This window comes from Acidisoma sp. L85 (assembly GCF_009765865.1).
Taxonomy (GTDB): domain Bacteria; phylum Pseudomonadota; class Alphaproteobacteria; order Acetobacterales; family Acetobacteraceae; genus Acidisoma.
In genome coordinates this window covers 211,380-234,615 of the sequence record NZ_LMUQ01000049.1, presented here as the reverse complement: position 1 = coordinate 234,615, position 23,236 = coordinate 211,380, and the positions used below count along the sequence as shown (strand labels likewise).

The 23,236-nt window shown below is 59.7% G+C and carries 22 protein-coding genes; 11 read left to right on the top strand and 11 right to left on the bottom strand.

Annotated elements, in window-relative coordinates; translation table 11 throughout:
- The first annotated feature begins 190 nt into the window (after positions 1 to 190).
- Together GSQ83_RS15270 and GSQ83_RS15265 are read left to right on the top strand one after the other, a co-directional pair.
- On the top strand, positions 191 to 937 hold the full coding sequence (locus tag GSQ83_RS15270; protein ID WP_158803716.1) for a bifunctional 2-polyprenyl-6-hydroxyphenol methylase/3-demethylubiquinol 3-O-methyltransferase UbiG: 747 nt from the start codon (positions 191 to 193) through the stop codon (positions 935 to 937).
- Between the two features lie 449 nt (positions 938 to 1,386).
- Positions 1,387 to 1,605 carry a hypothetical protein gene (locus tag GSQ83_RS15265; protein ID WP_158803715.1) on the top strand — a complete coding sequence of 73 codons (219 nt, stop codon included), beginning with the start codon at positions 1,387 to 1,389 and terminating at the stop codon, positions 1,603 to 1,605.
- 1,907 nt (positions 1,606 to 3,512) lie between these two features.
- Here the strand turns inward: GSQ83_RS15265 and GSQ83_RS15260 are convergent.
- The 5 genes from GSQ83_RS15260 to GSQ83_RS15240 all read right to left on the bottom strand — a co-directional run bounded on the left by GSQ83_RS15260 (position 3,513) and on the right by GSQ83_RS15240 (position 6,785).
- The gene (locus GSQ83_RS15260) at positions 3,513 to 3,803 is read right to left on the bottom strand and encodes an SDR family NAD(P)-dependent oxidoreductase (protein WP_256367117.1); all 291 of its coding nucleotides are present in this window, start codon (positions 3,801 to 3,803) and stop codon (positions 3,513 to 3,515) included.
- 58 nt (positions 3,804 to 3,861) lie between these two features.
- Positions 3,862 to 4,290, bottom strand: coding sequence for a VOC family protein (locus GSQ83_RS15255; RefSeq protein ID WP_158803713.1), 429 nt, complete (start codon positions 4,288 to 4,290; stop codon positions 3,862 to 3,864).
- 36 nt (positions 4,291 to 4,326) lie between these two features.
- Positions 4,327 to 5,514 carry an MFS transporter gene (locus tag GSQ83_RS15250; RefSeq protein ID WP_158803712.1) on the bottom strand — a complete coding sequence of 396 codons (1,188 nt, stop codon included), beginning with the start codon at positions 5,512 to 5,514 and terminating at the stop codon, positions 4,327 to 4,329.
- A gap of 132 nt (positions 5,515 to 5,646) precedes the next feature.
- Entirely contained in the window at positions 5,647 to 6,207 is a 561-nt protein-coding gene (locus GSQ83_RS15245; protein WP_158803711.1) for a DUF1003 domain-containing protein, read from the bottom strand.
- Positions 6,208 to 6,356: 149 nt separating this feature from the next.
- Entirely contained in the window at positions 6,357 to 6,785 is a 429-nt protein-coding gene (locus GSQ83_RS15240) for a PRC-barrel domain-containing protein (protein ID WP_158803710.1), read from the bottom strand.
- 196 nt (positions 6,786 to 6,981) lie between these two features.
- On the opposite strand from GSQ83_RS15240, the gene GSQ83_RS15235 reads away from it, so the two are divergent.
- The 4 genes from GSQ83_RS15235 to GSQ83_RS15220 all read left to right on the top strand — a co-directional run bounded on the left by GSQ83_RS15235 (position 6,982) and on the right by GSQ83_RS15220 (position 12,142).
- Positions 6,982 to 7,557, top strand: coding sequence for a DUF4337 family protein (locus GSQ83_RS15235; protein ID WP_158803709.1), 576 nt, complete (start codon positions 6,982 to 6,984; stop codon positions 7,555 to 7,557).
- A gap of 187 nt (positions 7,558 to 7,744) precedes the next feature.
- Positions 7,745 to 9,151, top strand: a complete 1,407-nt coding sequence (fumC, locus tag GSQ83_RS15230) for a class II fumarate hydratase (RefSeq protein WP_158803708.1) — start codon at positions 7,745 to 7,747, stop codon at positions 9,149 to 9,151.
- A 54-nt stretch (positions 9,152 to 9,205) separates the two neighbouring features.
- Positions 9,206 to 10,831 carry an NAD-dependent malic enzyme gene (locus GSQ83_RS15225; RefSeq protein ID WP_158803707.1) on the top strand — a complete coding sequence of 542 codons (1,626 nt, stop codon included), beginning with the start codon at positions 9,206 to 9,208 and terminating at the stop codon, positions 10,829 to 10,831.
- A 30-nt stretch (positions 10,832 to 10,861) separates the two neighbouring features.
- On the top strand, positions 10,862 to 12,142 hold the full coding sequence (locus GSQ83_RS15220; protein ID WP_254065714.1) for a threonine/serine exporter ThrE family protein: 1,281 nt from the start codon (positions 10,862 to 10,864) through the stop codon (positions 12,140 to 12,142).
- A gap of 7 nt (positions 12,143 to 12,149) precedes the next feature.
- On the opposite strand, the gene poxB is transcribed toward GSQ83_RS15220, so the two are convergent.
- Positions 12,150 to 13,886, bottom strand: a complete 1,737-nt coding sequence (gene poxB / locus GSQ83_RS15215) for a ubiquinone-dependent pyruvate dehydrogenase (RefSeq protein ID WP_158803705.1) — start codon at positions 13,884 to 13,886, stop codon at positions 12,150 to 12,152.
- Positions 13,887 to 13,972: 86 nt separating this feature from the next.
- Positions 13,973 to 14,608 (bottom strand): TetR/AcrR family transcriptional regulator, encoded by a 636-nt coding sequence (locus GSQ83_RS15210; RefSeq protein WP_158803704.1) that lies wholly within the window; start codon positions 14,606 to 14,608, stop codon positions 13,973 to 13,975.
- Positions 14,609 to 14,770: 162 nt separating this feature from the next.
- On the opposite strand from GSQ83_RS15210, the gene GSQ83_RS15205 reads away from it, so the two are divergent.
- Positions 14,771 to 15,733 carry an SDR family NAD(P)-dependent oxidoreductase gene (locus GSQ83_RS15205; protein ID WP_158803703.1) on the top strand — a complete coding sequence of 321 codons (963 nt, stop codon included), beginning with the start codon at positions 14,771 to 14,773 and terminating at the stop codon, positions 15,731 to 15,733.
- A 370-nt stretch (positions 15,734 to 16,103) separates the two neighbouring features.
- Positions 16,104 to 16,514 carry a hypothetical protein gene (locus GSQ83_RS15200; RefSeq protein ID WP_158803702.1) on the top strand — a complete coding sequence of 137 codons (411 nt, stop codon included), beginning with the start codon at positions 16,104 to 16,106 and terminating at the stop codon, positions 16,512 to 16,514.
- Between the two features lie 59 nt (positions 16,515 to 16,573).
- Here the strand turns inward: GSQ83_RS15200 and GSQ83_RS15195 are convergent, their stop codons facing one another.
- Positions 16,574 to 17,614, bottom strand: coding sequence for a hypothetical protein (locus GSQ83_RS15195; RefSeq protein WP_158803701.1), 1,041 nt, complete (start codon positions 17,612 to 17,614; stop codon positions 16,574 to 16,576).
- Positions 17,615 to 17,819: 205 nt separating this feature from the next.
- Between GSQ83_RS15195 and GSQ83_RS15190 the strand changes: the two genes are divergently transcribed.
- A complete protein-coding gene (locus GSQ83_RS15190) occupies positions 17,820 to 19,031 on the top strand; it encodes an MFS transporter (protein ID WP_158803700.1) in 1,212 nt (403 codons plus the stop codon).
- Between the two features lie 25 nt (positions 19,032 to 19,056).
- Here GSQ83_RS15190 and GSQ83_RS15185 read toward each other — a convergent pair whose 3' ends face one another.
- The 3 genes from GSQ83_RS15185 to GSQ83_RS15175 form a co-directional block, all read right to left on the bottom strand.
- Positions 19,057 to 19,857 (bottom strand): hypothetical protein, encoded by an 801-nt coding sequence (locus GSQ83_RS15185; RefSeq protein ID WP_158803699.1) that lies wholly within the window; start codon positions 19,855 to 19,857, stop codon positions 19,057 to 19,059.
- Between the two features lie 318 nt (positions 19,858 to 20,175).
- Positions 20,176 to 20,730, bottom strand: a complete 555-nt coding sequence (locus GSQ83_RS15180; protein WP_371418023.1) for a fasciclin domain-containing protein — start codon at positions 20,728 to 20,730, stop codon at positions 20,176 to 20,178.
- A gap of 399 nt (positions 20,731 to 21,129) precedes the next feature.
- Positions 21,130 to 21,585, bottom strand: coding sequence for a DUF2934 domain-containing protein (locus tag GSQ83_RS15175; protein WP_158803697.1), 456 nt, complete (start codon positions 21,583 to 21,585; stop codon positions 21,130 to 21,132).
- Between the two features lie 236 nt (positions 21,586 to 21,821).
- Between GSQ83_RS15175 and GSQ83_RS15170 the strand changes: the two genes are divergently transcribed.
- On the top strand, positions 21,822 to 22,094 hold the full coding sequence (locus GSQ83_RS15170; protein ID WP_254065706.1) for a hypothetical protein: 273 nt from the start codon (positions 21,822 to 21,824) through the stop codon (positions 22,092 to 22,094).
- A gap of 137 nt (positions 22,095 to 22,231) precedes the next feature.
- Entirely contained in the window at positions 22,232 to 23,236 is a 1,005-nt protein-coding gene (locus tag GSQ83_RS15165) for an ABC transporter substrate-binding protein (RefSeq protein ID WP_158803695.1), read from the top strand.

The following is a 23,236-nucleotide window of genomic DNA, read 5'->3' as shown; positions in this document are numbered from 1 at the left end:
ATTTCGGCCATCCGGCCTCGGTTCTCTCGGGTCCACATCCCGAGCTTGAATCATCCCTCCCCGAGCCGCCACAAGCATTTTCAAACGGTCTCTTAGAAACCCCGACCGATAGATGTAATCGCCCATTCAGTCGCATCGCGGAAAGAAACAAGGTCGTCACATCTAGCCGTGACCTTGGAGAGGCGCCATCATGGCGGCCGGGATCTGCGAAAGGTTACCATCAATGAACGAATTGATTTCGCTGGACGATGCCAAGGCCCTTATTGGGAAAGTTCGTCGCTGGCATCATAAATTTGAAATTATCCCCGGCCTCGTTACTCCTGGGTCTTATGATCCACAGGACCTTTGGAACAAGCTCCGGATCGACAACCGCGTCAGCGGTCAACGTGTATTGGATATTGGTGCGTCAGACGGCTTTTTTACGCTGCGGGCTGCTGAAAAAGGCGGCGAGGTGACAGCCGTGGATTTCCGTTCGAAGGATAGGCATGGGTTTGGTGTCATGGAGACGCTAACGGGACGAAGCTTCGCCTACGAGCACGCCAATATATTTGACCTGGACACTGAGCGTCTGGGTCAATTTGGAATAGTGCTTTTTCTAGGCGTTCTTTACCATTTGCCAGACATGATGAGAGCCTTTCACAAGCTGCGCGCGCTCTGCAGTGGAACTCTCTTCCTAGAAACCCACTGCGACAACTCCCCAAGCCCAGATTTCGCTATGGCCAGATACTACAAGGGCGACTCACTCGCCGGCGACATCACGAACTTCTGGTCACCCAACCGTTTGTGCGTTGTCGATATGCTAAGCGACGCCGGCTTCGACGTGGTGCGTGAGGAAGTATGGGGAGATCGCATGTTCGCTGAAGCGCGGGTGTCGGATGATCCGGAGAGAGCGTATAAAATGGGCGTCGCCTACGGACGAATATATACTCGCAACTGAGCGTGAGTCGCCTATTCAGAGGCGGAAAGCAATGATGAGAGCCTCCCGATGAAAAGCTTTCGAGTTCTGCTTCCAAAAGCCGCTTCTTCGAACTCAACATCCGAGGCCATTGTCCATCGACGAGAAGATAGCCAAAATATACTTTTCCGTGTTTTCTTTGGTCTTGTCTGCTCTCTCCGGTTGTAGTAGCGTGATTAAATGATAACGCTAGTTGCAACCGCTTGATCGTGCGAAAGGCGCCACTCTCCGGCAAAGGAACCCTCATTGGCGTTCGCTTGCAACAACCGCACCTGGCTAAGCTTGACTTATGGATCGCTTGGCAAAAAGACCCCTTATCACGGCCGTAAGCAATTCGGCGGCCTCTCGAGTTGGGTCTGGCACAGGCCATGCAGAGCCTCGAGCACGGGGTTGAACCCTAGCGCCGCATTTTCAACGGGACAAAGAATTTGATGAAAGAATTCATTCTATATGGTCACCCCAATCAAGTTGTCCGGGTCATAAACGGCGAGGTCTTCACCGAGGCCGCCAATCGGAAGATCGGCACATTTCGGGACGGCGCAGTCTACGGCTTGGACGGCAGGTTTATGCGCCGTCTCTCACGCCCCGAAACGCTGACCGCTGACGAATCCGCTCGATTAGCGAGTGAAGGCCTCTTGGCTGCTGACTGATCGCGTCCCAAGACGGAGATGTCGCCGGGAAGCACATCGCTCCGTCCCACCTGCACGAAGACAGAGTCGGTAATTCTGGAACGCGGCGCTGTGATGTAAGTCACAGTCGGATACCTTTTGAGCGGGCATTTTTGTCACCGCCGCTGGGAGCGGAACTAGCACCCCGCTTCCAGCTCCATCTGTGGCCTAACAACAACTTTTTGAACTCATAAGGGATCCTCTCTGGGTGCGAATAATAACCGTTGCAGCGTTGTATTTCGCAGCGATGGCGGTTGTTGCGCTTGCACTCATAATCCCGCGCGGGTTTTGCGACTACTAGCCGCGCCTCTCGCTAATCGCTCGCCTACTAAAAGACCAGGCTGAGGATGCGCACAACCTTCGGACCATCACGCCCCAAATTGCACCATTGCGACCCAGATAGCGACTAATCCCATCACTGCCCCGACCGCCTTGATATACGGAAGCATTTCGCCACCTCCTGTCTTTGCGGAGACAGGATCGCGACTTCCGGATCGCCGCGCAGTGATCTACCACACAGCGGGATTGCCTTTTCGATCACGCTTATGCCGCAGAAACAAAGCAGCCAGCAAGCCTTGCTCTAGGATCACGACAACGGGCTACGCCTTTCGAAGAGAACCGGCGGCAGTGTGAGATTACTCACAGTCGAAGCGGTTTAGTTTTGTTAGGACTCACTCTTATCAGCACTGTGAGCGGGTTGATAACTGACAGGCCCGCCATGCATCTGCGCCCTCTTCTCAACGCTGCTGTGGCTGCGAGCGAGGATCATTTTGATTGGAGCGACAATGGAAGGCACCGTTAGTCTCTACTCGATAGCTGTGACGTTGAACAAACTTGCTTGCATGACCAGGGAATTGGCGCGAGCCCAAATCAGCGGCACAGCAATAGATGGAGAGTTCGACGAAATCGAGGCACGCGCGAGCGAAATTGAGCGTCGCTGGGGTGAACTCGCAGAGGCCTTTGATCCAAATCCCATACCCACATCACGTAGCTATCGCGCCTACTCCGGCTTTTCATCTCCGAGTAAGTATTAAATTCGTCCGCGACACGCCCAGGTTTTGTCGACGCACGCTTCCCGTTCCAGTTCTGATGGAGTGCCCGTCTCCTTCGACTGCGCCTCTAGCGGAACCTCGAAAGCCACCAGCAATGAGGCGTCATCAAAGCGGCCTCCGCTAGAAACTACAGCAAATCCTCCTCCGATCGCCATAGTAAGCCCGCGTGAACAAATCTTGCGCTGCCGCAATAATGGGCTGCGGCAGAGCCGGGGGAGACGCCGCTAGCGAGCGTCTCACTCTCGTCGGTATTGTATCATGCCGCATCTGGAGGGGGACAGGAATGTCCCGCAAACGTCCCAAAGCCTTGCCTATTGCCCCTCGAGCAAATGCCGGACGTTCGAATCGCCTCGGGTCCGCCAAGCAAATCAAGCCATTGCGGCCGCCACCCACGCCGTTTCGAAGGGCATTCAGTTCCGGAGCATCCGCAAGCGCTGAGGGGCCTGCAACTTAACCGCCGCTCGCGCCGCCGCCAGGAGCAGTGGGAGAGGCGCCGCTTGAATTGGTCCCTGGGAGAGTGCCGGTGACAGGGTTTGTCGGGGTAGAGGCCGCCGGCGAAGCGTCCGGCGTCGGAGTCGTTACATTGGGTTCCCTGGCGCTCGTGCCCATGTCACAGGCCGCGAGTCCCAAAACCAGGCAGGCGGACGAGAAGGCCTTCAGCATCGTCGACGTTTTCATTGCTCATCCCTGTGTGTTTGTCTTCTCCTCAGTTGATGGGCGACGGCGGAACTGCAACATGTCGTCCCCCCCGAACGTTGCACGATCACGTCACTGCATCTCGCGCCGACGCTGCGAATAGGCCGATGTTGCGTATGAGCTGAGGCGCAGCGCTTTGGTTTAGTCCTCGGCGCCGTTAGCGACGCCGGCGTTCACGAACAAGACGTCGAACTGATGGGCGGATAGGCGGTCGCGGAGCGCCCTCACAGCCTCGTGATTGGTCATCTCCAGTTGCTCGATGAGGAGGCGACCGTTTGATGCCTCGGCGCTTTCGTGCAGGCCGGTCCGCTCCGTCCCTCGTATCGTCGCAATCGCGGTCCAGCCGCGCGACAGCCATTCGCGCGCGAGGGCGAGGCCCAAGCCACGTGAGGCTCCAACAACGAGGACGGTCTTCGATGCGCGTGTCGATATGACATTCCTTCCGGCTGATCAGTTCGAACGGCCATAAACCATGCTCCGATGGCTCGCACTATCGATCGTCCTGAGGATCATTGGGCCACAGGCCGGCCGTGCCAAGTTCGATGGAGTGATGATCTGGATCGCGGAAATAGAGGCTGGTCACGTTTTCCGACCAGTCGATCCGGCTCTCGGTCGGGATATTTGCATCTTCGAGACGCGTTTGCCAGGCGTCAATGTCGGCGCGATCAATGGCGAAACAGAGGTGCTGGTTGCCCTGACCGCCATGCGGCGGGATTGTTCCGACAGGCATGCGGCTTGGACTGAGCGAAGCACCGATCTTGAACAACAGCAATGCGCCTCGTCCGGGCACGGAAAGGGCGCATATCCGGTCATCGCGCAACATTGGCTGAAATCCGAAGAGTGTCTCGTAGAAACGCTGGGATGCGTCGAGGTCGGCGACATACAGACAAGTTTCAAGGATGCGATTGATTCCAGGCATGTCACGGCTCCTAATCAGCGCAGCTTCCGCAGCCCCTCAGCTCGCCTCGCGCGGTCGGCGATCTGTTCTCGGGAACGCCTGACGGTGGCCAAATGCCACAAGAGCAATCGCTGAAACTATGATGATCAGCGTTACCCAAGAAAGGCTCAGCACACCTTCGACTTCCAAAAGCAAACCACCGAGCGCGGAACCGCCGAAAATACCAAAACTGTAGATCGTGGAGAGCATTGACGCCGCGACATCCGCAGGCGGCCCAGCCGTGTTATTGGTGGCCGTCTGGAAGAAGGTCGGCACGCCACCGAACGACACGCCCCATAGAAAGATCGTGACATAGTCTATTACCGCGAAGCGGGCCAAGACACCCAAGGAGAGCATCGTGATTCCTGTTAGCAGCATGGCACCCCAAGCGGTTCGGCGAAGATGTTCGTCGACCGTTCGGCCGACTATCCAGATGCCGACGAGCGCTCCAACGCCGAACAGGAGCAGCGCTGTTCCTGTGCCACCCACCAGCTGCAATTTTGCCGCCAGCGGCGCCATATATGTGTAGAGCGTGTAATGGGCCAAAACCGTTACCAAGGTGGCGCCAAGAACGATCGGAAATCCCGGTCGGATTGCGACCTGCAGGAGCGAGATACGCTCTTCGACGGTTTCGCCAGGAACCGACGGCAGCTTCCAAGCGACCCAGCCGATCAGCAGCAATGGGACAAGCGATAAGATCGCGAAAATCATGCGCCAGCCGATCAAGCCTCCGACCACGCTCCCCAGAGGTAGGCCGAATGACATTGCGACGGTACTGCCAGCCAAGGCGACCGCAACGGCGCGGCCCGCTTTGTCTCTGGTGGTCAGATGCCAAGCGTAGCCGGCCAGAAGCGGCCAGAGCGTGCCCATGAGAAGACCGGTAAAAACCCTCGCCACAACCGTCAGCTCGTACGTCGAGGACCATGCGGTCGTGGCATTGACGACAACAAAGCCGCCCAGCAGAGCAATGAGAAGAGGGCGGCGGGGCAGACCCCGCGTGACGGCGACGATAGGAATTGCGGCTACCGTGGAGGCGATGGCGCAAACAGAAACCAGAAGACCTACGGCAGCTGGTGAACACCGCAGATCCGCACTCATTTGTGGCAGCAGGCCCGCCGGCATCATTTCAGTGAGCAGAGTTGAAAAAGCCGCTGTCGATAGTGGCAGCAGAGCCGCGAGCGGCAGTTTTGTGGGCGCTTTGGTCATCGACCCACGCTCCGTGTTATTGTGTCACCCCCCTCCGACAACATGTCACGAATGCTCGCTGACGCGAAATCCTTTCCGGCGTTCGATGTTCTGGGCGCTGCACGGCCCGGGCCCGCCATCGCTACCGGGTGCTTAAACCGCCTGAGCGTTCATCCGGTCCGCTGCCGGCGAGGCCGCCGCGCTGTCTTTGATTGCGTCCAGCACAGTCTGCGGGTCAGCCGCCACCGCCATCGCCGCCGCCTCGGTATCGACCCGGTTCTCAAGATGAGGATGGTCTCGGCGCTGCTCTTCCAACAGTGAAATTATCTTCGCGGATTTCTGCTCACTTAGAATGGCGAGTTCCAGGGTTAGCTGCTCCCGGTAGCTGGCAAGCTGGTCATCACGCCTTTGCGTCGTCAGAATCAACACGGTCACGTAGAGTGCCAGAAGCCCCAAGCCTCCCTGAAGCCAATTGAATGGCGGCGCGTCCCAAGGTCGCAAGCCCGATAGGCTCACAAGCAGGTTGCTGGCGATCCAGAGCGCGACGATCGCCGTCAGGGCCGCGATAAACCGCGGACGACCGATCCACGCCGTCAGACGTTCTACCACCCGCTGGAGCGTGCCCGCTTCCTGGTGATGATCAGCATGGAGTTTAGCGATGGCACGGATGGTTTCTTCGATATGCGCGGGGAGGATCGGCGTCTCAGCTACCATTCGACAACTTCCAATGGCCTCGCGCCGGATGAGGCACGGTTCGCGCTAGGATATAATCCGTCGTGAGACTGCACTGGCTCGGTGGACGATTGCAGCGGCCCACGGCGCCCGGCACAAAGCACCGAGCGCCATTGACGTTGAGAACCAACCTATCGGACGGCGCCTGTCGCCCCGAGCCCCGCATCTCCGAGTCCGGGCGGTCTTCCGTAGCCGGCGCCCGTACCGTAATACGTGTCGATGTCCGTACTGCGGGTATCGCTCCACTGGCCCAAATCGCTGGCGTCGAAAGTCGGGGCACCCTCAAGTCGATGGCGGTCGATGTTGACCACAAAGCCACCAGCTTGCGGATCATAGGTCAATTGGTTCCAGGGAAGCGGATGATAGCGCTCTCCGATCCCCAGAAAGCCACCGAAGCTGAGGATCGCGTAGTCGGCCTTCCCTGAAGCCTTGTCGAGCATCACGTCGTAGACGCTGCCGAGGCTCTCGCCAGCCGTATTGTAAACCGCCGTACCGCTGACCTTGCTGGCAGCGATCAGCCGGCCGCCGGTGTCACTGGGATTGTCGATCCTGTCCATCATTCACTCCATTGCTGAGCCTAGCCACGGGCCCGTTACGCCCCGTGGGGAACAAAGAGATGGCCGCAGGCGGCGGAGGAACTCAGCACAAAATCGTGGCCCACCGAGAATTGATGGGCACGGCCGCTATCTCGAACGGTTCGAGCTTGCCTATGTCACGCGCGTGGACAGGCTGCTAAATCATGCTAGAGCACAGGACATGAGTGAACTGGTTCAAGACACGCAAGAGACCTTGGAGCGGCACGAACATCTCGCTCATGGCGCCCCCGATCATCATGGGCGGCGCATCGCTCTGCTGATTGGCGTCCTGGCTGCCGTCCTGGCGGTATGCGACATGAGCGAGCGCAGTTCCCAGAACGCCTATCTTGCTCATCATGTCGGCGCCAGCGACGAATATGCCTTCTATCAGGCGCGACAGACGCGCGCGCTGGTGCTGAACCAGAGCGCCGTCTTGCTGGACGCGCTACCGCCGACGCCGCAGACGGCGAAGGCGGCCCAAACGGCTCGAGCGGAGGCCAACCGCCTGATAGAAGACAGCGACCGGGGGAACGGCCAGAAGCAAATCCTGGCGCGTGCGGTCGCCGAGACCAAGGCGCGCGACCTGGCGCTGCACCGATACGAGTGGTTTGAGATCGTCACCAGCGCGCTGCAGATTGCGATCGTGCTGGCAAGTGTATCGGTCATAACGCGGATACGAGTCATTGCGTTTGTGGGGGCAGGATTGGGCTTGGTAGCAGCCGGCCTGGCGGCGCTGGTCGCGACGGGATCCGTCTGAGGTAGATATTTACGCGAACCGACTAGGCATGGCTTGTCTTACAGCGAGAGCTGAGTTGATCGCATTCGCGGCAAGTATTACAATCGCCGAATTGGACTTGCAATATTAGACTGGTCTGTCCGGCTGGCGTCCGCAGCGCCGCCCTTGCAGGATCGGTGCCGAGACAGTTCTTTGGGGGGAAGACATTATGACTGAATTCCGGACCGAGACCGACAGCCTTGGTGCCGTCGAGGTTCCGAGCGACAAGCTGTGGGGCGCACAGACGCAGCGATCGCTGGAACATTTCAGCATTGGCCAGGATCTTATGCCGCGCGAGATGATCGCGGCCTATGCAATCCTGAAGCGCTGTGCGGCGGTCGCCAATCACGACGGGGGACGGTTGAAGACTGACGCGTTTAATCTCATCGTAAAGGTCTGCGACGAACTGTTGAGTGGGCAGCATCAGGATATGTTTCCGCTCCATGTCTGGATGACAGGCAGCGGCACGCAGTTCAATATGAACGTCAATGAAGTTTTGTCGAATCGATGCTGTCAGCTGGCCGGAACCGCGCTGGGCAGTAAGGCACCCGTTCATCCCAACGACCACGTCAATATGTCGCAATCCTCGAACGACAGCTTTCCGTCGGCGATGTATATCGCGGCTGCGATGGGTGTGACGGGCCGGCTGATACCGGCTGTCTCGGCGCTCAGGGATGGGATTGCCGCCAAGGCCGATGAGTGGGTCGATATCGTCAAAATCGGCCGCACGCACATGCAGGATGCGACACCTCTCACGCTCGGACAGGAATGGTCGGGATATGTCGGCATGCTTGACGACGATCTGGAGCGGCTCACTGACGCGCTCAAGGGCGTCTACCGGCTTGCTTTGGGAGGTACAGCGGTCGGGACGGGCATCAACGCCGCGCCGGGCTTCGCGGAGGCCGCCACCGCCGAGATCGCCAGGTTCACCAAACTGCCTTTCGTCAGCGCACCCAATAAATTCACGGTCCAAGGCGCGCATGACGCGCTGGTTCAACTTTCCGGCACGCTTCGCACCTTGGCAACCTCGCTCTACAAGATCGCCAACGATATCCGCCTGCTGTCCTGCGGGCCGCGGGCCGGCTTTGCCGAATTACTGATCCCGGAGAACGAGCCGGGTTCCTCGATCATGCCGGGCAAGGTCAATCCGACACAGGCCGAGGCGCTCGCCATGCTGTCGGTGCAGGTGATGGCCAATGACGTGGCAGTTGGTTTCGGCGGCGCGGGTGGCTACCTCGAAATGAATGTCTACAAGCCGCTGATCATCGCCAATATCACGCAGTCGATCACGCTGATCACCGACGGTTCCACCAACTTCCGGAAGTTTTTGGTGGAGGGGACGCGCCCCAACCGCAAGAAGATCGCTGAATACGTCGAGCGTTCCTTGATGCTGGTGACCGCGCTCGCGCCGGTCATCGGATACGATAAGTCGTCGAAAATTGCCCATCATGCGATGGACCACGACTTGACGCTGAGAGACGCCGCATTGCAACTCGGCTTCGTCAGCGCGGAGGAGTTCGATCGCGTGGTGGACCCCATCAGGATGACGAAGCCCTACGTTGCCACCGCGGAATAGGAACACACACCCCTATTCATTTGTAGCAGACGGATTTCTTCGAAGGCGATCGACATGACCCAAGCCGGCGACACAGGATATGCGCTTCTTCACAATCCGCGCCTCAACAAGGGAACTTCCTTCACTGAGGTGGAGCGTCGTGCGCATGGCCTTGAGGGCCTGCTGCCGCCGGTGCCGAACACGCTCGAGATTCAAGTTGCGCGGGCGCATGCTGAGCTGACGCATCTCGATAATGATCTGCAGAAGTATTTGTTCCTGTCCGATCTGCAAGCTCGGAACGAAACGCTCTTCTACGCCGTCGTGATGTCCGATCCCGCGACGTTCATGCCGCTTGTCTATACGCCCACAGTCGGCGAAGCCTGCCAGAAGTTCGACCATGTTTTCCGTGCCGCGCGTGGCCTCTATTTGCCGATCACCGCCCGCAGCCGGATCGCGGAGCTGCTTGGCAATTGGCCGGAGCAGGATGTCCGCTTCATCGTCGTGACGGATGGCGAGCGGATCCTTGGCCTTGGTGATCTCGGGGTCGGAGGCATGGGCATACCGCTCGGCAAGCTATCGCTTTACACCGCCTGCGCCGGCGTGCCACCGCAGTTTTGCCTGCCGATCGTGCTTGATGTCGGCACCAACAATCCGGCGTTAATCGACGATCCGCTCTATCTTGGCCTCCGCCAGGAACGGGTTCGCGGCGCGGATTATACGAGCTTCATCGATGAGTTCGTGGAGGCGGTGCAGATGCGCTTCCCCAAATGCTGCATCCAGTGGGAAGACTTCGCGAATTTCAACGCGGTTCCGATCCTTGCCCGCTACCGCGATAAGATCTGCACCTATAATGATGACATCCAGGGGACGGCGGCGGTAGCGCTGGCTGGGATTTACGCGGCCCTGCGCATCTCCGGCGGGAAACTCACGGAGCAGCGCTTCCTGTTCCTGGGCGGCGGATCGGCGGCGACGGGCATCGCTGAGCTGATCTCGCAGGCGATGGCGCTGGAAGGGCTCGACATCAATCAGGCGCGGCTGCGCAACCCGCTTTTCGACATTAACGGTTTGATGGTGAAATCGCGGACAGACCTCGCGGATTTCCAGAAGCCATTCGCGCAGGACCACGCGCCCCTCGACAAATTCGTCGATGCCGTCAAAGCGCTGCGGCCGACCGGGATCATCGGCGTGAGCACCGTGCCGAAACTCTTCAATCAGCAGGTGATCGAGGCCATGGCCGCGATCAACAAGCGACCCATCATTTTTCCGTATTCCAATCCGACATCGCGTTCGGAATGCACGGCGGAGGAGGCTTACCGCTGGACCAATGGCCAGGCGATCTTCGCCAGCGGCAGCCCCTTCCCGCCCGTCGAATTCGCCGGGGAGACTCTGGTTCCCGGCCAGGGCAACAATGTCTATATCTTTCCCGCGATGGGCATGGCCGTCTACGCAACGGAATCGTCTCGCGTGACGGAGGAGATGTTCATAGTCGCCGCCAAGGCGGTCGCCGAGCAGGTTGGCGAAGAGAGTCTGGCCACCGGCCTCATCTACCCGCCTCAAAGCAAGATCTTCGAGGCCTCGCTCCATGTCGCGACCGCCATCGCGAACTACATTTTCGACAATAAACTCGCCCGGGTTGCGCGGCCCGATGACGTAGCGGCTCTTATCCGAAGCAGTGCCTATAAGCCGGTCTATCCGAGCTAAGCCCTCGCTACAATGAATCGGGTTTTGCAAGTGCAGAGGCAGGATAGGGAGGTTGCCGGTCAAACGAGAGAAGCGCTGACGGCGCAGAAACTTACCCTCCTCTCCCAGATCGTGCAGTTGCTGCTCATGAGCGGCCAGACAACTGAGCGTCTTGTCCATGCGACTGAACGCGTAGGCATGAGGCTCGGGATGCGCGTCACGGTCTTGCCGGGCTGGGGTGCGACCATCCTCGCTTTCGACGACGACCAGCACAAGCGGCTGGAGTTGGTGCCCGGCGCGCCGGTGGCAGTGGACATGCGCAAAGTCACCACGACGATGTCTGTGGTCGATGAGATATGCGATGGCAGGCGCGATATCGCCTCCGCCGAGTCCGCATTGGGCGCGGTTTCCCGGTTGTCGCCGATATCGGTCTGGCGCTTCGCGGTGCTGGCGGCGGCGGGTGCGGCAGCGCTCGCCATCTTGTTTGGGGCGCGACACTGGCCTGAAATTCTCCTGGTGGCCGCCACGGCGGGGATAGGCGCGCTTATCCGCCGGGGACTCGCCCTCGTGACGAAGAATCTCTTTGTGCAGCCTTTCATGGCGGCACTGGTGGCGGGGCTGGCGGGTGCTTTTGCCCTGCGGCATGCGCCGGGCTCAATGTCGAGTCTGGTCGCCCTCTGTTCCTGCATGATCCTCGTCCCTGGACCACATTTGCTGAACGGGGCACTCGATCTTGTCCGCGGCCGCCTGCCATTGGGCGGTGCGCGGATCGGCTATGCCAGCATGACGATTCTGATGATTTGCACCGGCCTGCTTTTCGGATTGGCGATCGGCGGCGCGAACCTCCCGGTCAATACCCCTCCGGCTTCGGTGTCTCTCCTCATCGATGTATTGTCCGCCGGCGTGGCGGTTATGGCCTACGGAACCTTCTTCTCGATGCCGTGGCGGATGTTGCCAATTCCCGTGGTAATCGGCATGGCGGCCCATGCGCTGAGGTGGGTATTGATCGGTGTCGCGCATACTTCACCCGCGCTAGGCGCGCTCGGAGCCTGCGCTTTAGTCGGCGTCCTGATGACACCGATCGCAAATTGGCTGCACCTTCCCTTTTCGGGCTGCGCTTTCGCCGCGGTGGTCTCGCTTATTCCAGGCATCTACCTGCTGCGGATGGCGGGCGCTCTGGTTCAGCTTGTTGCTGCCGGTGACGCGGGATCGCCGGATCTGGTGTCCACCGCGATCGGCGATGGGACGGCGGCGATGATCATTCTCGTGGCCATGGCCGCCGGCCTGATCGTTCCAAAGCTTCTGATAGAAGGCTATCGCCCGCAGGCGTGAGCGTTGCTCAACGTGGAAGCAGGTTGGTTTTCGCGAGATCGAGCACCTCGTCTCCACGGCCACTCATTACCGCGCGAAGCACCCACAAGCTGAATCCTTTCATCTGCTCCACGCCAATCGTCGGCGGCATGGAGAGTTCCTGCTTCGCCGTCACGACATCGAGGACAGCGGGACCATCGTGAGCGAGTATGTCGCGAACCGCACCCGGCAGGTCGCCAGGGTCCTCGACGCGAACCGCGTGAATGCCCATCGCGCGCGCCATGGCGGCAAAATCCGGGTTTTGCAGATCGACGCCCGACTCAACGAAACCCGACGCTTTCATCTCCAAGGCGACGAATCCCAAAACGCCATTGTTGAAGATTACCACCTTCACCGGCAGTTTCATCTGGGTCAGCGTGATCAAGTCGCCCATCAGCATGGCAAAGCCACCATCGCCTGACATCGATATGACCTGACGCCCCGGCTGAGCGGCCTGCACACCGATCGCATGTGCCATCGCATTGGCCATGGAGCCGTGAACCCAGGATCCAACGAGACGGCGCTGCCCGTTCATAGCGAGATAGCGTGCCGCCCAAATCGTTGGTGTGCCGACGTCCGCCGTGAACACGGCATCCTCCGCAGCCGCTTCGCTGAGCACGCGCGCGAGGTATTGCGGATGAATGGGTTTGTGGCCTGGCGTCCCGCGGGCGAGTTCGTCGAGGCCGGCGCGGGCCTTCCGATAGTGCGTCAGGCTGTCGTCCAGGAACTTTCTCTCGGTCTTAGCCTTCAACATCGGCAACAACGCGTCGATTGTTGCGCCGACATCGCCCACGAGACCTAGATCGAGCTTGCAGCGGCGACCGAGATTCTCGGGGCGGATATCGACCTGCGCGATTTTCGCGTCTGTCGGCAGGAATTGCTTGTAAGGGAAGTCGGTCCCGAGCATCAGCAGCACATCGCAAGCATGCATCGCCGCGTAGCCGGAGGAGAAGCCAATGAACCCCGTCATTCCGACGTCATAGGGGTTGTCGAACTCGACATGCTCCTTCCCGCCGAGCGCATGTACCATTGGGCTTTTCAGCGTTTCGGCAAGCTGCAGAAGCTTGTCGTGCGTCCCCGCGCAGCCCCTGCCGCAGAACAGGGTCACCTTCTTGGCGTCGTTCAGGAGCCGTGCGAGCGCGGCCAGCTGACTCTGGGCGGGCGTGACGACAGGTGCCACTGGCACAAGCCCGCCATTCGGCGAAATACCGCGAGCGGGCGCCGAACGAAGTGCGACGTCGCCGGGAATCACGAGAACAGCGACGCCACGCTGACCGACGGCCGCGCGAATAGCGTTTTCCAAAACATAGGGGAGCTGCGCCACGTCCGAAACGAGCTCGCAGTAGTGGCTACATTCGCGAAACAAATCTTGCGGATGGGTCTCCTGGAAATATCCGCCGCCGATCTCCCCGGACGGAATCTGCGCCGCTATCGCGAGGACCGGCGTACGGCTGCGATGTGCATCGAACAGGCCATTGATGAGATGCAAATTGCCAGGCCCGCATGATCCGGCGCAGACCGCCAGCTCACCGGTAATCTGCGCCTCCGCTGATGCCGCGAAAGCCGCTACCTCCTCGTGGCGGACATGGATCCAATCGATCGTATTCCGGCGTCGCAATGCCTCGGTGAGACCGTTGAGGCTGTCACCAACTACGCCAAAGATGCGTTTGACCCCGGCCTGAGCCAAAGTCTCGACGATGAGGTCGGCTACATTGTTTATCTGCACGGTGCATCTCCTTGTGCTCGGACACCCGGCTGAGGCCTCTCGGCGCCGCGAGTTGAGCGTAAGTGGATCTCTCGTCTCCTGCATCCTCAATCGGCAGGTCGAGGCGGTCGCAGTCCATCGATTAGAATATCGATTAGCCGTAACGCGCTGGCCTGCCACCCCGGGCTGGTATTGCCGTAGGTGAAGCCGACGAGGGCGCGCAGAAGGTCGTTCGGATCGACGTTGGGGCGGATATCGCCAGCGACGCTGGCGCGGTCGACGAGAAGAACCATGGCGTTTGTGATCTGCCCAAGCGAGGAGGCGTAGAGTTCCGGTGTATTGGCGACGATCGCGCCAATCGCCGAGGCCATGACTTTCTTCGTGGCGATATAGTCAACGAAAAGCCGCATCCACTCGTGAAGGGCCTCACCGGGAGACAAGGACGCGAGAAGACGCGCCGCCGACCCCGCCAATTGCTCAACCTCGCGCCGGTAGACCGCCTCGATGATCGCGTCGCGCGTCGGGAAGTGTCGGTACAACGTGCCGATGCCCACCCCCGCCCGTCGGGCGATCTCGTCGAGGCTGACATCCGCGCCCAATTCGGCGAAGGCAAGCTTTGCCACCTCCGTCAGGCGCTCGCGGTTCCGCTGCCCGTCCGCCCGCAATCTACGCGGAGGCAGAGCCTCCTCCCCGTCTGACCCTCCTTCGATCCTGGGAGTCAGGCCCTCCAGCTCAACGGTCATGGTGCCGGCCTCTTGCTAAAAGGAGGAGTCCTCCGTATATGATCCGGAGACATCCTCCGTTTAACGGGTGGCCGAGCTGATGGCAATGAGAATGCCAAGCTGGCGAGCGAGCGGAGGCCTGGACCCATCTGGTCCGAAACTAACCAAGAACTGGAGACTGTTATGGCAAAAGCATTTGGAGCGACGTCCACCACTGACGAGGTGCTCGAGGGTGTGGACCTGAGCGGCAAGCGAATCCTGGTCACGGGTGTCTCGGCCGGGTTGGGGGTTGAGACCGCCCGGACTCTGGCCGCCCATGGCGCCCAGGTGGTCGGCGCAGCGCGCGACCTGCGGAAGGCCCATGCCGCCACCGAGGAGGTTCGCGCACAGGCAACCAGAGTCGGCGGTCTCGAACTCGTTGAACTGGATCTTGCGTCGCTGGCAAGTGTGAGGGCCTGCGCCGACGCACTGGTTGCGGCGGGCAAGCGCTTCGACCTGGTGATCGCCAATGCCGGCGTCATGGCCTGCCCTTTCGGCAAAACCAGTGACGGCTTCGAAACGCAGTTCGGCACGAACCACCTGGGCCACTTCGTCTTCGTCAACCGCATCGCCTCGCTATTCAATCCCGGCTCCCGGCTGGTCAACCTGTCCTCGGCGGGCCATCGATTCTCGGACGTCAATCTCGACGACCCGAATTTCGAGAACTCACCGTATACCGAGTTCGGCGCCTACGGCCGCTCGAAGACCGCCAATATCCTGTTTGCCGTCGAATTCGACCGGCGACACAAGGCGAAGGGTGTGCGGGCCACGGCTGTCCACCCCGGCGGCATCCAGACCGAACTTGGCCGTCACCTCAGTCCTGAAGCCATACAACAGCTGATCGACGGGATAAACGCGGCGAACGCGACTTCGGGCCAGCCCGCCTTCGACTGGAAGACGGTTCCGCAGGGCGCGGCGACCTCGGTCTGGAGCGGCATCGTCGCCTCCGCCGACGAGGTCGGCGGCCTCTATTGCGAGGACTGCCACGTGGCGGAACTCAGCGAGGGGGAAGGCATCCGCGGCGGTGTACGCGCTTATGCCCTCGATGCAGAGCATGCGAAGGCACTCTGGGCCAAGAGCGAGGAGATGGTGGGCGAGCGGTTCTGATCGCGTAGTTTCTACCACGTCGCTTCCACCCCTTCTTGCTTGGGAGGGGATAGTGGTGGGTTCGCCCGACTGGCGACCCACCCCGACCTCTGCCCGTCCAGGGAGGGGCTATTGCATAGTGCCTTCGGCGCAGTAGCTAAAAGCCTAAGGATCTGGCACCTGATCTTATAAGAAACGGGAGGTGCCAGTGCGTAAGCTCGTGATTGCGTCGACTTTAATCCTACTGGCCTCATGCAAAGCTGAACCTCCTCCCGTTCAGCAGGTTCAGTTTGTGCCGCCCCCTCCCTCCAAACCGACAGACAGAGCACCCATCTGCGGACGGCCCGAAGAGGTCGCGGCTTTCGCAGCGGTCGGGCTGCAGACGCAACTCATGCAAACCGCGCTGTCCTGCGGTGGCGAAGACAAATACGGGACCTTCGTCACCAAGTTTCAGTCTGATCTTCGAGATCAACGCAAAGTCCTGGCGCTTTTCTTTACCCGAGCCTATGGAAGCGCCCGGTCACGAAGCTCCTTCGACGCGTACATCACCCAGCTTGCTAATGCCCAGTCGCAACAGGATCTGAAGTCGGGCGCCTCGTATTGCGATTTCAGCAAATCTCAGCTGGATAAGGCGCAGGCGCTGGCGACTGTTGAGGACCTCAACAACTTCGCGGCTCAATCTCCCATTCAGCAGTCCCTGGATGTCGAAGCATGCGGCTCACCATCGGCGCCACCTGAGACGGTAACGGTTCATCGCGCCACAAGGTCGTACAAAAAGAAGAAGCATACTCCTAAGTCTTAAACCCGCTAGCGGGGTTTCGCGGCTGAGGAGGTCGGGGTTGAGCCCGCTTTGGTATAGCGCTACTGAACTCTCACCAACTCGTATCCCAGTTGGGTGACGCTGACGTGGTAACTCGCGCATGCCGGGTTCACCACGCTATGCTGATCGCCTTGGCAATAGACCTTGAAGGTCTCCCTCCCCGTGCTTGCCTGATGCCAGCCGTGAGGGTCCGCCCGGCCAAAACCGACATAGGACGTCTTCGCCATCTTATCGCAGCCAGAACCAGCTAGCGGGTTTTCATCCACCGCGAAGCTGCGGTCGTCCAGCAAGGTTGAGTCGGGCGCGGCCTTGAAGGCGAGAACTGGCTCCGATGCATTGCCGTGCGTGCCTCTATGGCTACCGGCTCGGCAAACCCCGTAATCCGTCAATACGGTTTTCTTCGGAACCTGGTTCACGTGAACGTCCTCCGCCAAAAATACCTGCGCCGAGCCGATGGCCGCGCCGTTCGGCCGCTGAAGATCGAAGCTTAAGTTTAGAGCCTCACCTCTCGGGTGGACGAAAACGACGTCCTGCTGGCCTTCGATGCTGAGACGGTTTTCGTGGTGGGGCTCATCACCGGTGATTGCGACGAAGGCTTTGCCCGGCAAATTCGTCTTCACGGTCACCGTTACGGCCTCTGTCGAAGCTTTGTCATCCGGAAGCAGATTTGAAATCCAGGCCAATATGGGGCGACGGCTCGAACCCGCGACGCATTTCGAATAGGCGTCCCAGCCGCCCCTCTGGACAGCTCTTTCGAGGATAGAGAGATCGCTTATTTGGCCGACTTCCTTCGTGTAGAGCTCCTTCATCACGCCGACTTCTTTGACGAGATCCTTGTAGCTCGAGGCGGCACCAAGCGTGATCACCGCGATAGTTCCACTCGCCTTTTCGGCCGCGAAGTTATTCGCGTTGATCGTGTTGCTCAGCGCCAGCCGGTAGGCGAAATTGCTTTTGATCGCGGTGGTGTCGAAGTTGAGGCGAGAGCCGCAAGCAGCGATGTAGTTCTGCGCGCTCGCGCCATGGGCCGTGTAGCCTGCCGCCAGAGCGATGCCGATCAGGCAGCCGCACAGCATTGGTCCCATGGAATTGGTCCTCAAATTGGCCGAGTAGCGGTAATAGCTTGTTGGAAATCAGAGTGTTCTTGGAGAGAGAAAGCCGCCCCTTTCGGATTGTCAATGGTCCGATCCCGCTCGTGCCTGATTGGGCGACAATTATGATTCACGGAAAACTCGGCGGAATTTCCCCAGCCGTTGACATCCACTCTCTCGGCCCCGAGATAGTTCCGCAATGCAACCGTCCGCCGATCGAAAAGCTTCAGGTCTTTCCGCGGGCCTGACCCTGCTCCTTGCCGTGACCGCCGGCATCAGCGCGGCGAACATGTATCTTGCACAGCCTTTGATCGGCCTTATCGGCCCGGCTATCGGCCTTCACCGAGGGGCCTTCGGGCTAGTCGTGACCCTCACGCAAATCGGCTATGCCAGCGGCTTGCTTCTAGTCGTGCCGCTGGGAGATTTTCTTGAGATTCGAAGGCTGATGGTCGTCACGCTGAGTCTTGGCGCGACCACGCTTCTGCTCACATCCTTCGCTCGATCTGCGCCGCTTTTCCTGATTGCTTGCTTCATTATCGGGCTGACTTCGGTCACGACGCATATGGCAGTGCCCCTCGCCGCTCATCTCGCGGACCCAAAAAAACGCGGGCGTCAGGTCGCGACGATTGTGAGTGGGTTACTGACGGGAATCCTGTTCGGCCGCCCTATCGCCAGCCTCATCGCGAGCGCCATCGGCTGGCGAATGGTTTTCATTGTCGCGGCTTTTGCGATGGCGAGCATTGCCATCGTACTTTGGCGTCGCCTGCCCGACCATCACCCACAAACGCGCAACAACTATCTCGGTGTATTGAGGTCCCTGTTCCCATTGGTGAGAAATACGCCCGTCTTACGTCGGCGCATGGTGTATCAGACATCGGTGATGTTCGCATTCTCGGTGTTGTGGACAGCTATTCCTCTGGAGCTATCATCGCCGCATTTTGGCTTTGGGCAGCCCGGCATCGCGCTCTTTTCTCTTGTCGGCGCGGCGGGTGCGCTGTCGGCGCCCATCGCGGGGCGTCTCGCTGATGCGGGCAAAGTGTTCACAGGAACCGCTATCGCCTTGATGATGGTGTCGGCCGGCATTCTCCTGACTTGGCCAGGCTCGGCCTCCGATGGCTGGATCGGCATTCTCACCCTGAGCATTGCGACGATATTGCTGGACGGCGGAGCCCAGGCTCACCAAGCCTTCGCGATGAAAGTCTTATTCGATCTAGCGCCGGCCCAGCGCAGCCGAATCAATGCGATGTTCATAGCTGTGGCATTCCTGGGAGCGGCAGTCGGCTCAGCCGTGGCGCCCTTCGCCTTCGCATATGGAGGATGGCCGCTGGTGGCTTTGCTGGGCGCGGTGCCGCCTCTCACCGCGCTTTGTTGCTTTCTGGTGTGGGAGCGGCGACAGCCAGCCATAGCCTGAAATCCGGCCCGGACCCTAGCAGCCTCTAGCGGATCAAATCGATGCCAACGCCAATAACCAGTCCGACGAGAGCCCAGAATATACTCTGCGTCACTCTTACCCGCGCTCGCCCTGGTAGAGCCGCCGGGGCGGGGGTGGGTTCGGAGGTCGGCACGGAGGGGCCTCCATCGTCCAGCTTCAGGTCCAGGCGGCTCTCGTCGACGGTCAAGTCCGAGATGTAACCATGGAGGACCGCCGCTTGACCCTCCTCATCCGCGGGCGGGAGATAGGCCGCCCATCCTTCCCCCTGGCCATTCGGGCGCTCGACGTCGAGAACGTAAAAGCCTTCGACCCTCGTCTCCAGCCGCAACCGTTCAAGACGTCTGGTGGAGACCGCGTCGGCGATCTTTTCGAAGACTTGCCGGGGCAGGTAGGCGGTGAGACTCCAGGGCAGGATTTCCTCATGCGGCTCGGTCAGTCGCAAAACCGATACCGGCCAGGATTTACGAGCGCGCCGATCCCAATCGGACGTCCCAAGCTTTGCCCCGTCGTATGAGTAAATAGAAACCGAAAACTCGGTCGTTTCCGTTTTGGGCTGGCCCAGGACTCCGACGCGGTTGATCCATCCGTCGATCTCCGCGACGCCGCCCAGGCGGGGCTCGGAAACCGGAGGGCGCAAATCGCCCTCCATGGATCCATAGGTGGCGTAGTGGCGATACAGGGCGATATTCTTGATGCGTAGAGGCAGACTCCAGCCAGGCAATCCGAATTGAGGAAAACCTTCGGCGAGGGCGTAGACCTGCTCCTGATACTCAAACCGCCCATCCTCACGCGCAACAACCTCCACGTCACCTCCATTGCGAGCGGTCGAGAGAACATGGGATCAGAAGGGCGGGCCCCCTCGCCAGTCGCTGCGGGCTATGGTGTCACTCGCACGGTCGGCTGACTAGTACCCCTCGACAGAGGGCTTCATCGGTCAGCAAGACGCCCACGGCTATAAGCGCCGGGGCGTCCGCATTGGTGAAAGCACTCAACCATTCCGTTTATATCTTCGAGCGTCACGCAGCCCCTAAAGTGATCGCGTCAGTGGCGCGCGGGGCCTGCTAGACCTAGCGAGACGGGACGCCAAGGGATGCTTCGTGCGAAGCATTTCTCCCCACCACTCTCAGCCGGGCATCAAAACCTTGTCGATAACTTGAATAACACCGTTGGATTGGCCGACATCGGCGATTGTGATATCCGCCATGCCGCCCTTTTCGTCTTCAACGATGATATTGCTGGAGCCATTCATCATGAATGTCAGTGTCCCGCCTTCAAGGCTTTTCAATTCTGTCTTTCCGCCACCAGCCAGAATCATGCTCCGGATTTTGGTGGTGTTGTAGTCACCGGGAACGACGTGATAGGTGAGAATCTTGGTCAGTGTCGCCTTGTTCTCGGGTTTCACAAGTGAATCGACCGTCCCCGCCGGAAGATCGGCGAAGGCTTCGTTGGTCGGCGCGAATACTGTGAACGGCCCGGCACCGCTGAGCGCACCGGCAAGGCCCGCCGCCTTCACCGCGGCCACGAGTGTCGTATGATCCTGTGAATTCACCGCGTTGGCGACGATCGTTTTGCTCGGATACATCGCCATACCGCCAACCGACACGGTATTCGGCGCCATCATGGATGATTGCGCATGCGCCATTGAGATTGCGACGGGCGCTACGAGCGCGGCGCCCACGGCGAAGACTGCTAACCGAATTGTTCTGCTCATGGCAAAATTCCTTCACTGTCGCGACCACGTCGGCCGCACACATAGTCGCAATGAGTCACAAAGTTGGATGCAGTCGTGCGGTGAGATTTTGCGGGGGCGGCGAAAATCTCGACAATGCTTGATGGTGTTTGCTGGACACGCCCCACTTCGCCAATCGGAGCGCGGGCAAATCGCCGGAGCAACCGAAGAAGGAGTGAGTACCCTAGGGGGTGCTCACTCCGAAATACTTCTTCCGGCTCACATCGCCATCAGCTACTCGGGAGGCACAAGATTGGATGCACAGACACTGCAACTTTCCGCATCGGGAGATGCCCCTATCAACTCGTACCGGAACGACAACCGGCGACCGTCCGTCCCGGAGGCATATCAATCTCGTTCGAAATTCAGTGTCCGGTGCCAGTATTCCTCCGCTCGTCCTTGCGGGCAGCCTTCCTGCCGCCACAGAACATAGGCGCGCTCGCGAATGTGCTGTTCATACGCCTGGTGCCAGTAGTCGTCCGCGCGCCCTGCGGGGGAACCGTCCTGCTCCCATAGAAGGTAAGCGTGCTCGCGAACCCCCTGCTCAAGACTCTGCTTGGTTTCGATCAGCAAGTCGCGGTCGTCACCATAAGGCTTCAAAGGTCCGCCCCGGCTTACATGCATCCGGGTCGTAAGCTCTCCGAAGTCACACTCGGGAACCAACTGCGCGTGAGCCGCAGCCTGAGTGGCCTTTGCTTGAAAATCGGTGTCCGCAACTTCGCTCTCGGCGTCCCCAATTGTGACTGGAAACGTATGGAGAACCGTCACATCCTGTTTCAACACGTCAACCAACTTCTCTGCCATTGAAAAACCCTTCTTCTGTTGTGGGGAAGCCGCCCGTTCGGTCAGCGAACCAGCTTAGAGTGCATGGGGTGAAAGCCTCAAGGCGAACCGTCTCTTCACGAAAGAAGTGAAGTCCTGCCCACCTCCGGGGTGTTCACGGGTTGGTGCGTTGCCCACCACTACAAATTGACGGGCGGCCCCAAATCTACGGCGGTCACCGCTTTCACGCGTTAGAGGAGAAGCCGGCGATGGAACCTATGAAGCCGATGAAGCCCATGGCGGGCGGCGAGACGTGGTGGCCAGAAGCTCTCGGCCAACCCTCGGCCAGTGGATCGCAGAACGGCATGCGCTATGCCTTCTTCCCGCAAAAGCAACGCCTTCTGATCGAGCAAGCCGGCGAACTCGCGACCTATGACAGTGGAGATCATCGCATCAGCGGCGTATCGCAGCAGGATAGCGCTGAACGTTCATTGTCGTTCACCAGCCAGAACGGACAGGTGAATTTGGATGAGTTGAGTAAAATTGCCTGACCATCGCGATCGCGCAGGGTCAAAGGCTGGATAACCGGCTCAACACTCTGGCCGCGATCCGCAACCACGTAACGGCTTGCGCCACGTTGGCCGATCTGTAACCTTCGGTTCTGGATCGAGAAGAACGGGAGAGACAGATGAAGCCGAGAGCGCTCTTCTTTTGCCTAGGTGTTGCGGCCCTCGCGCTTGCCAGCTTCATTCGAGGAACCGCGGAAGCCGCGACAGTGACGACCCTCCGCTTCGTCTACGACTGGCCCGTACCCGATTTCGGGATGGTTCCCGTGGCTGTGGGGATGCAGAAGGGCTTCTATGAGAAGCATGGGCTGAAGGTGGAGGCATTGTTCCCGCCTGATGCGCAAACGACCGCGCGAATGCTGGCGACTGGCAAAGCCGATATCGGCTTCGAGGCGACGACCGACCTCATCTTCGCCGCCAATCAGGGCGTGCCCGTCATCTCGATCGCGAATTTCGTTCAGCATAATACATGGTGCCTCATAGGGCGACCCGGCGAACCCGTAGAGATATCGGCGCTGCGTGGCAAATCGATCGGCATCTTCACTGATTCTTGGACGCGCGTGATGATGGGATTCGTGCTTCGCAAAGCAGGTCTTAGCGAGAATGACGTGCACCAGATCATCGTCCAGGATGACGATATTCCGCTTCTGCTGTCGAAGAAGCTCGATGTCGCAACCAACGTTGCTTCTTACGGCGTCGCTGAGATTCAGGATAATATCCACAAGCAGCCGACGCTCGCCTGCGGTGATGCCATCGGTGTGCCCAATATTCCGGTTTGGGCCTACACGGCGAGCCCGGCCTGGCTGGAAAAGAACGCGGATGCCGCCCGCGCCTTCCTCGCCGCGACGGCGGAAGCCACAGTATGGAGCACGCAGCATCCTGAGGAAGCGGCAGCACTGTTCCAGAAAGCGTATCCCGCCTCCGGCAGCACAAACTACGCAGTGATTGGCTGGAAGGAGACACTGTCTGGCCTCGCGGGCCCGCAAGGTTACTTTGTTCAGGACGACAAGCAATGGGTCGACCTTGCCGAGGCCATCAAGGGCATTGGTCAAATTCCTGAGGTGAAGCCGGCCGCCACCTACTATAGCAATGCCTATATCCCCGCCGATCTGCCGAAAGCGCCGTGA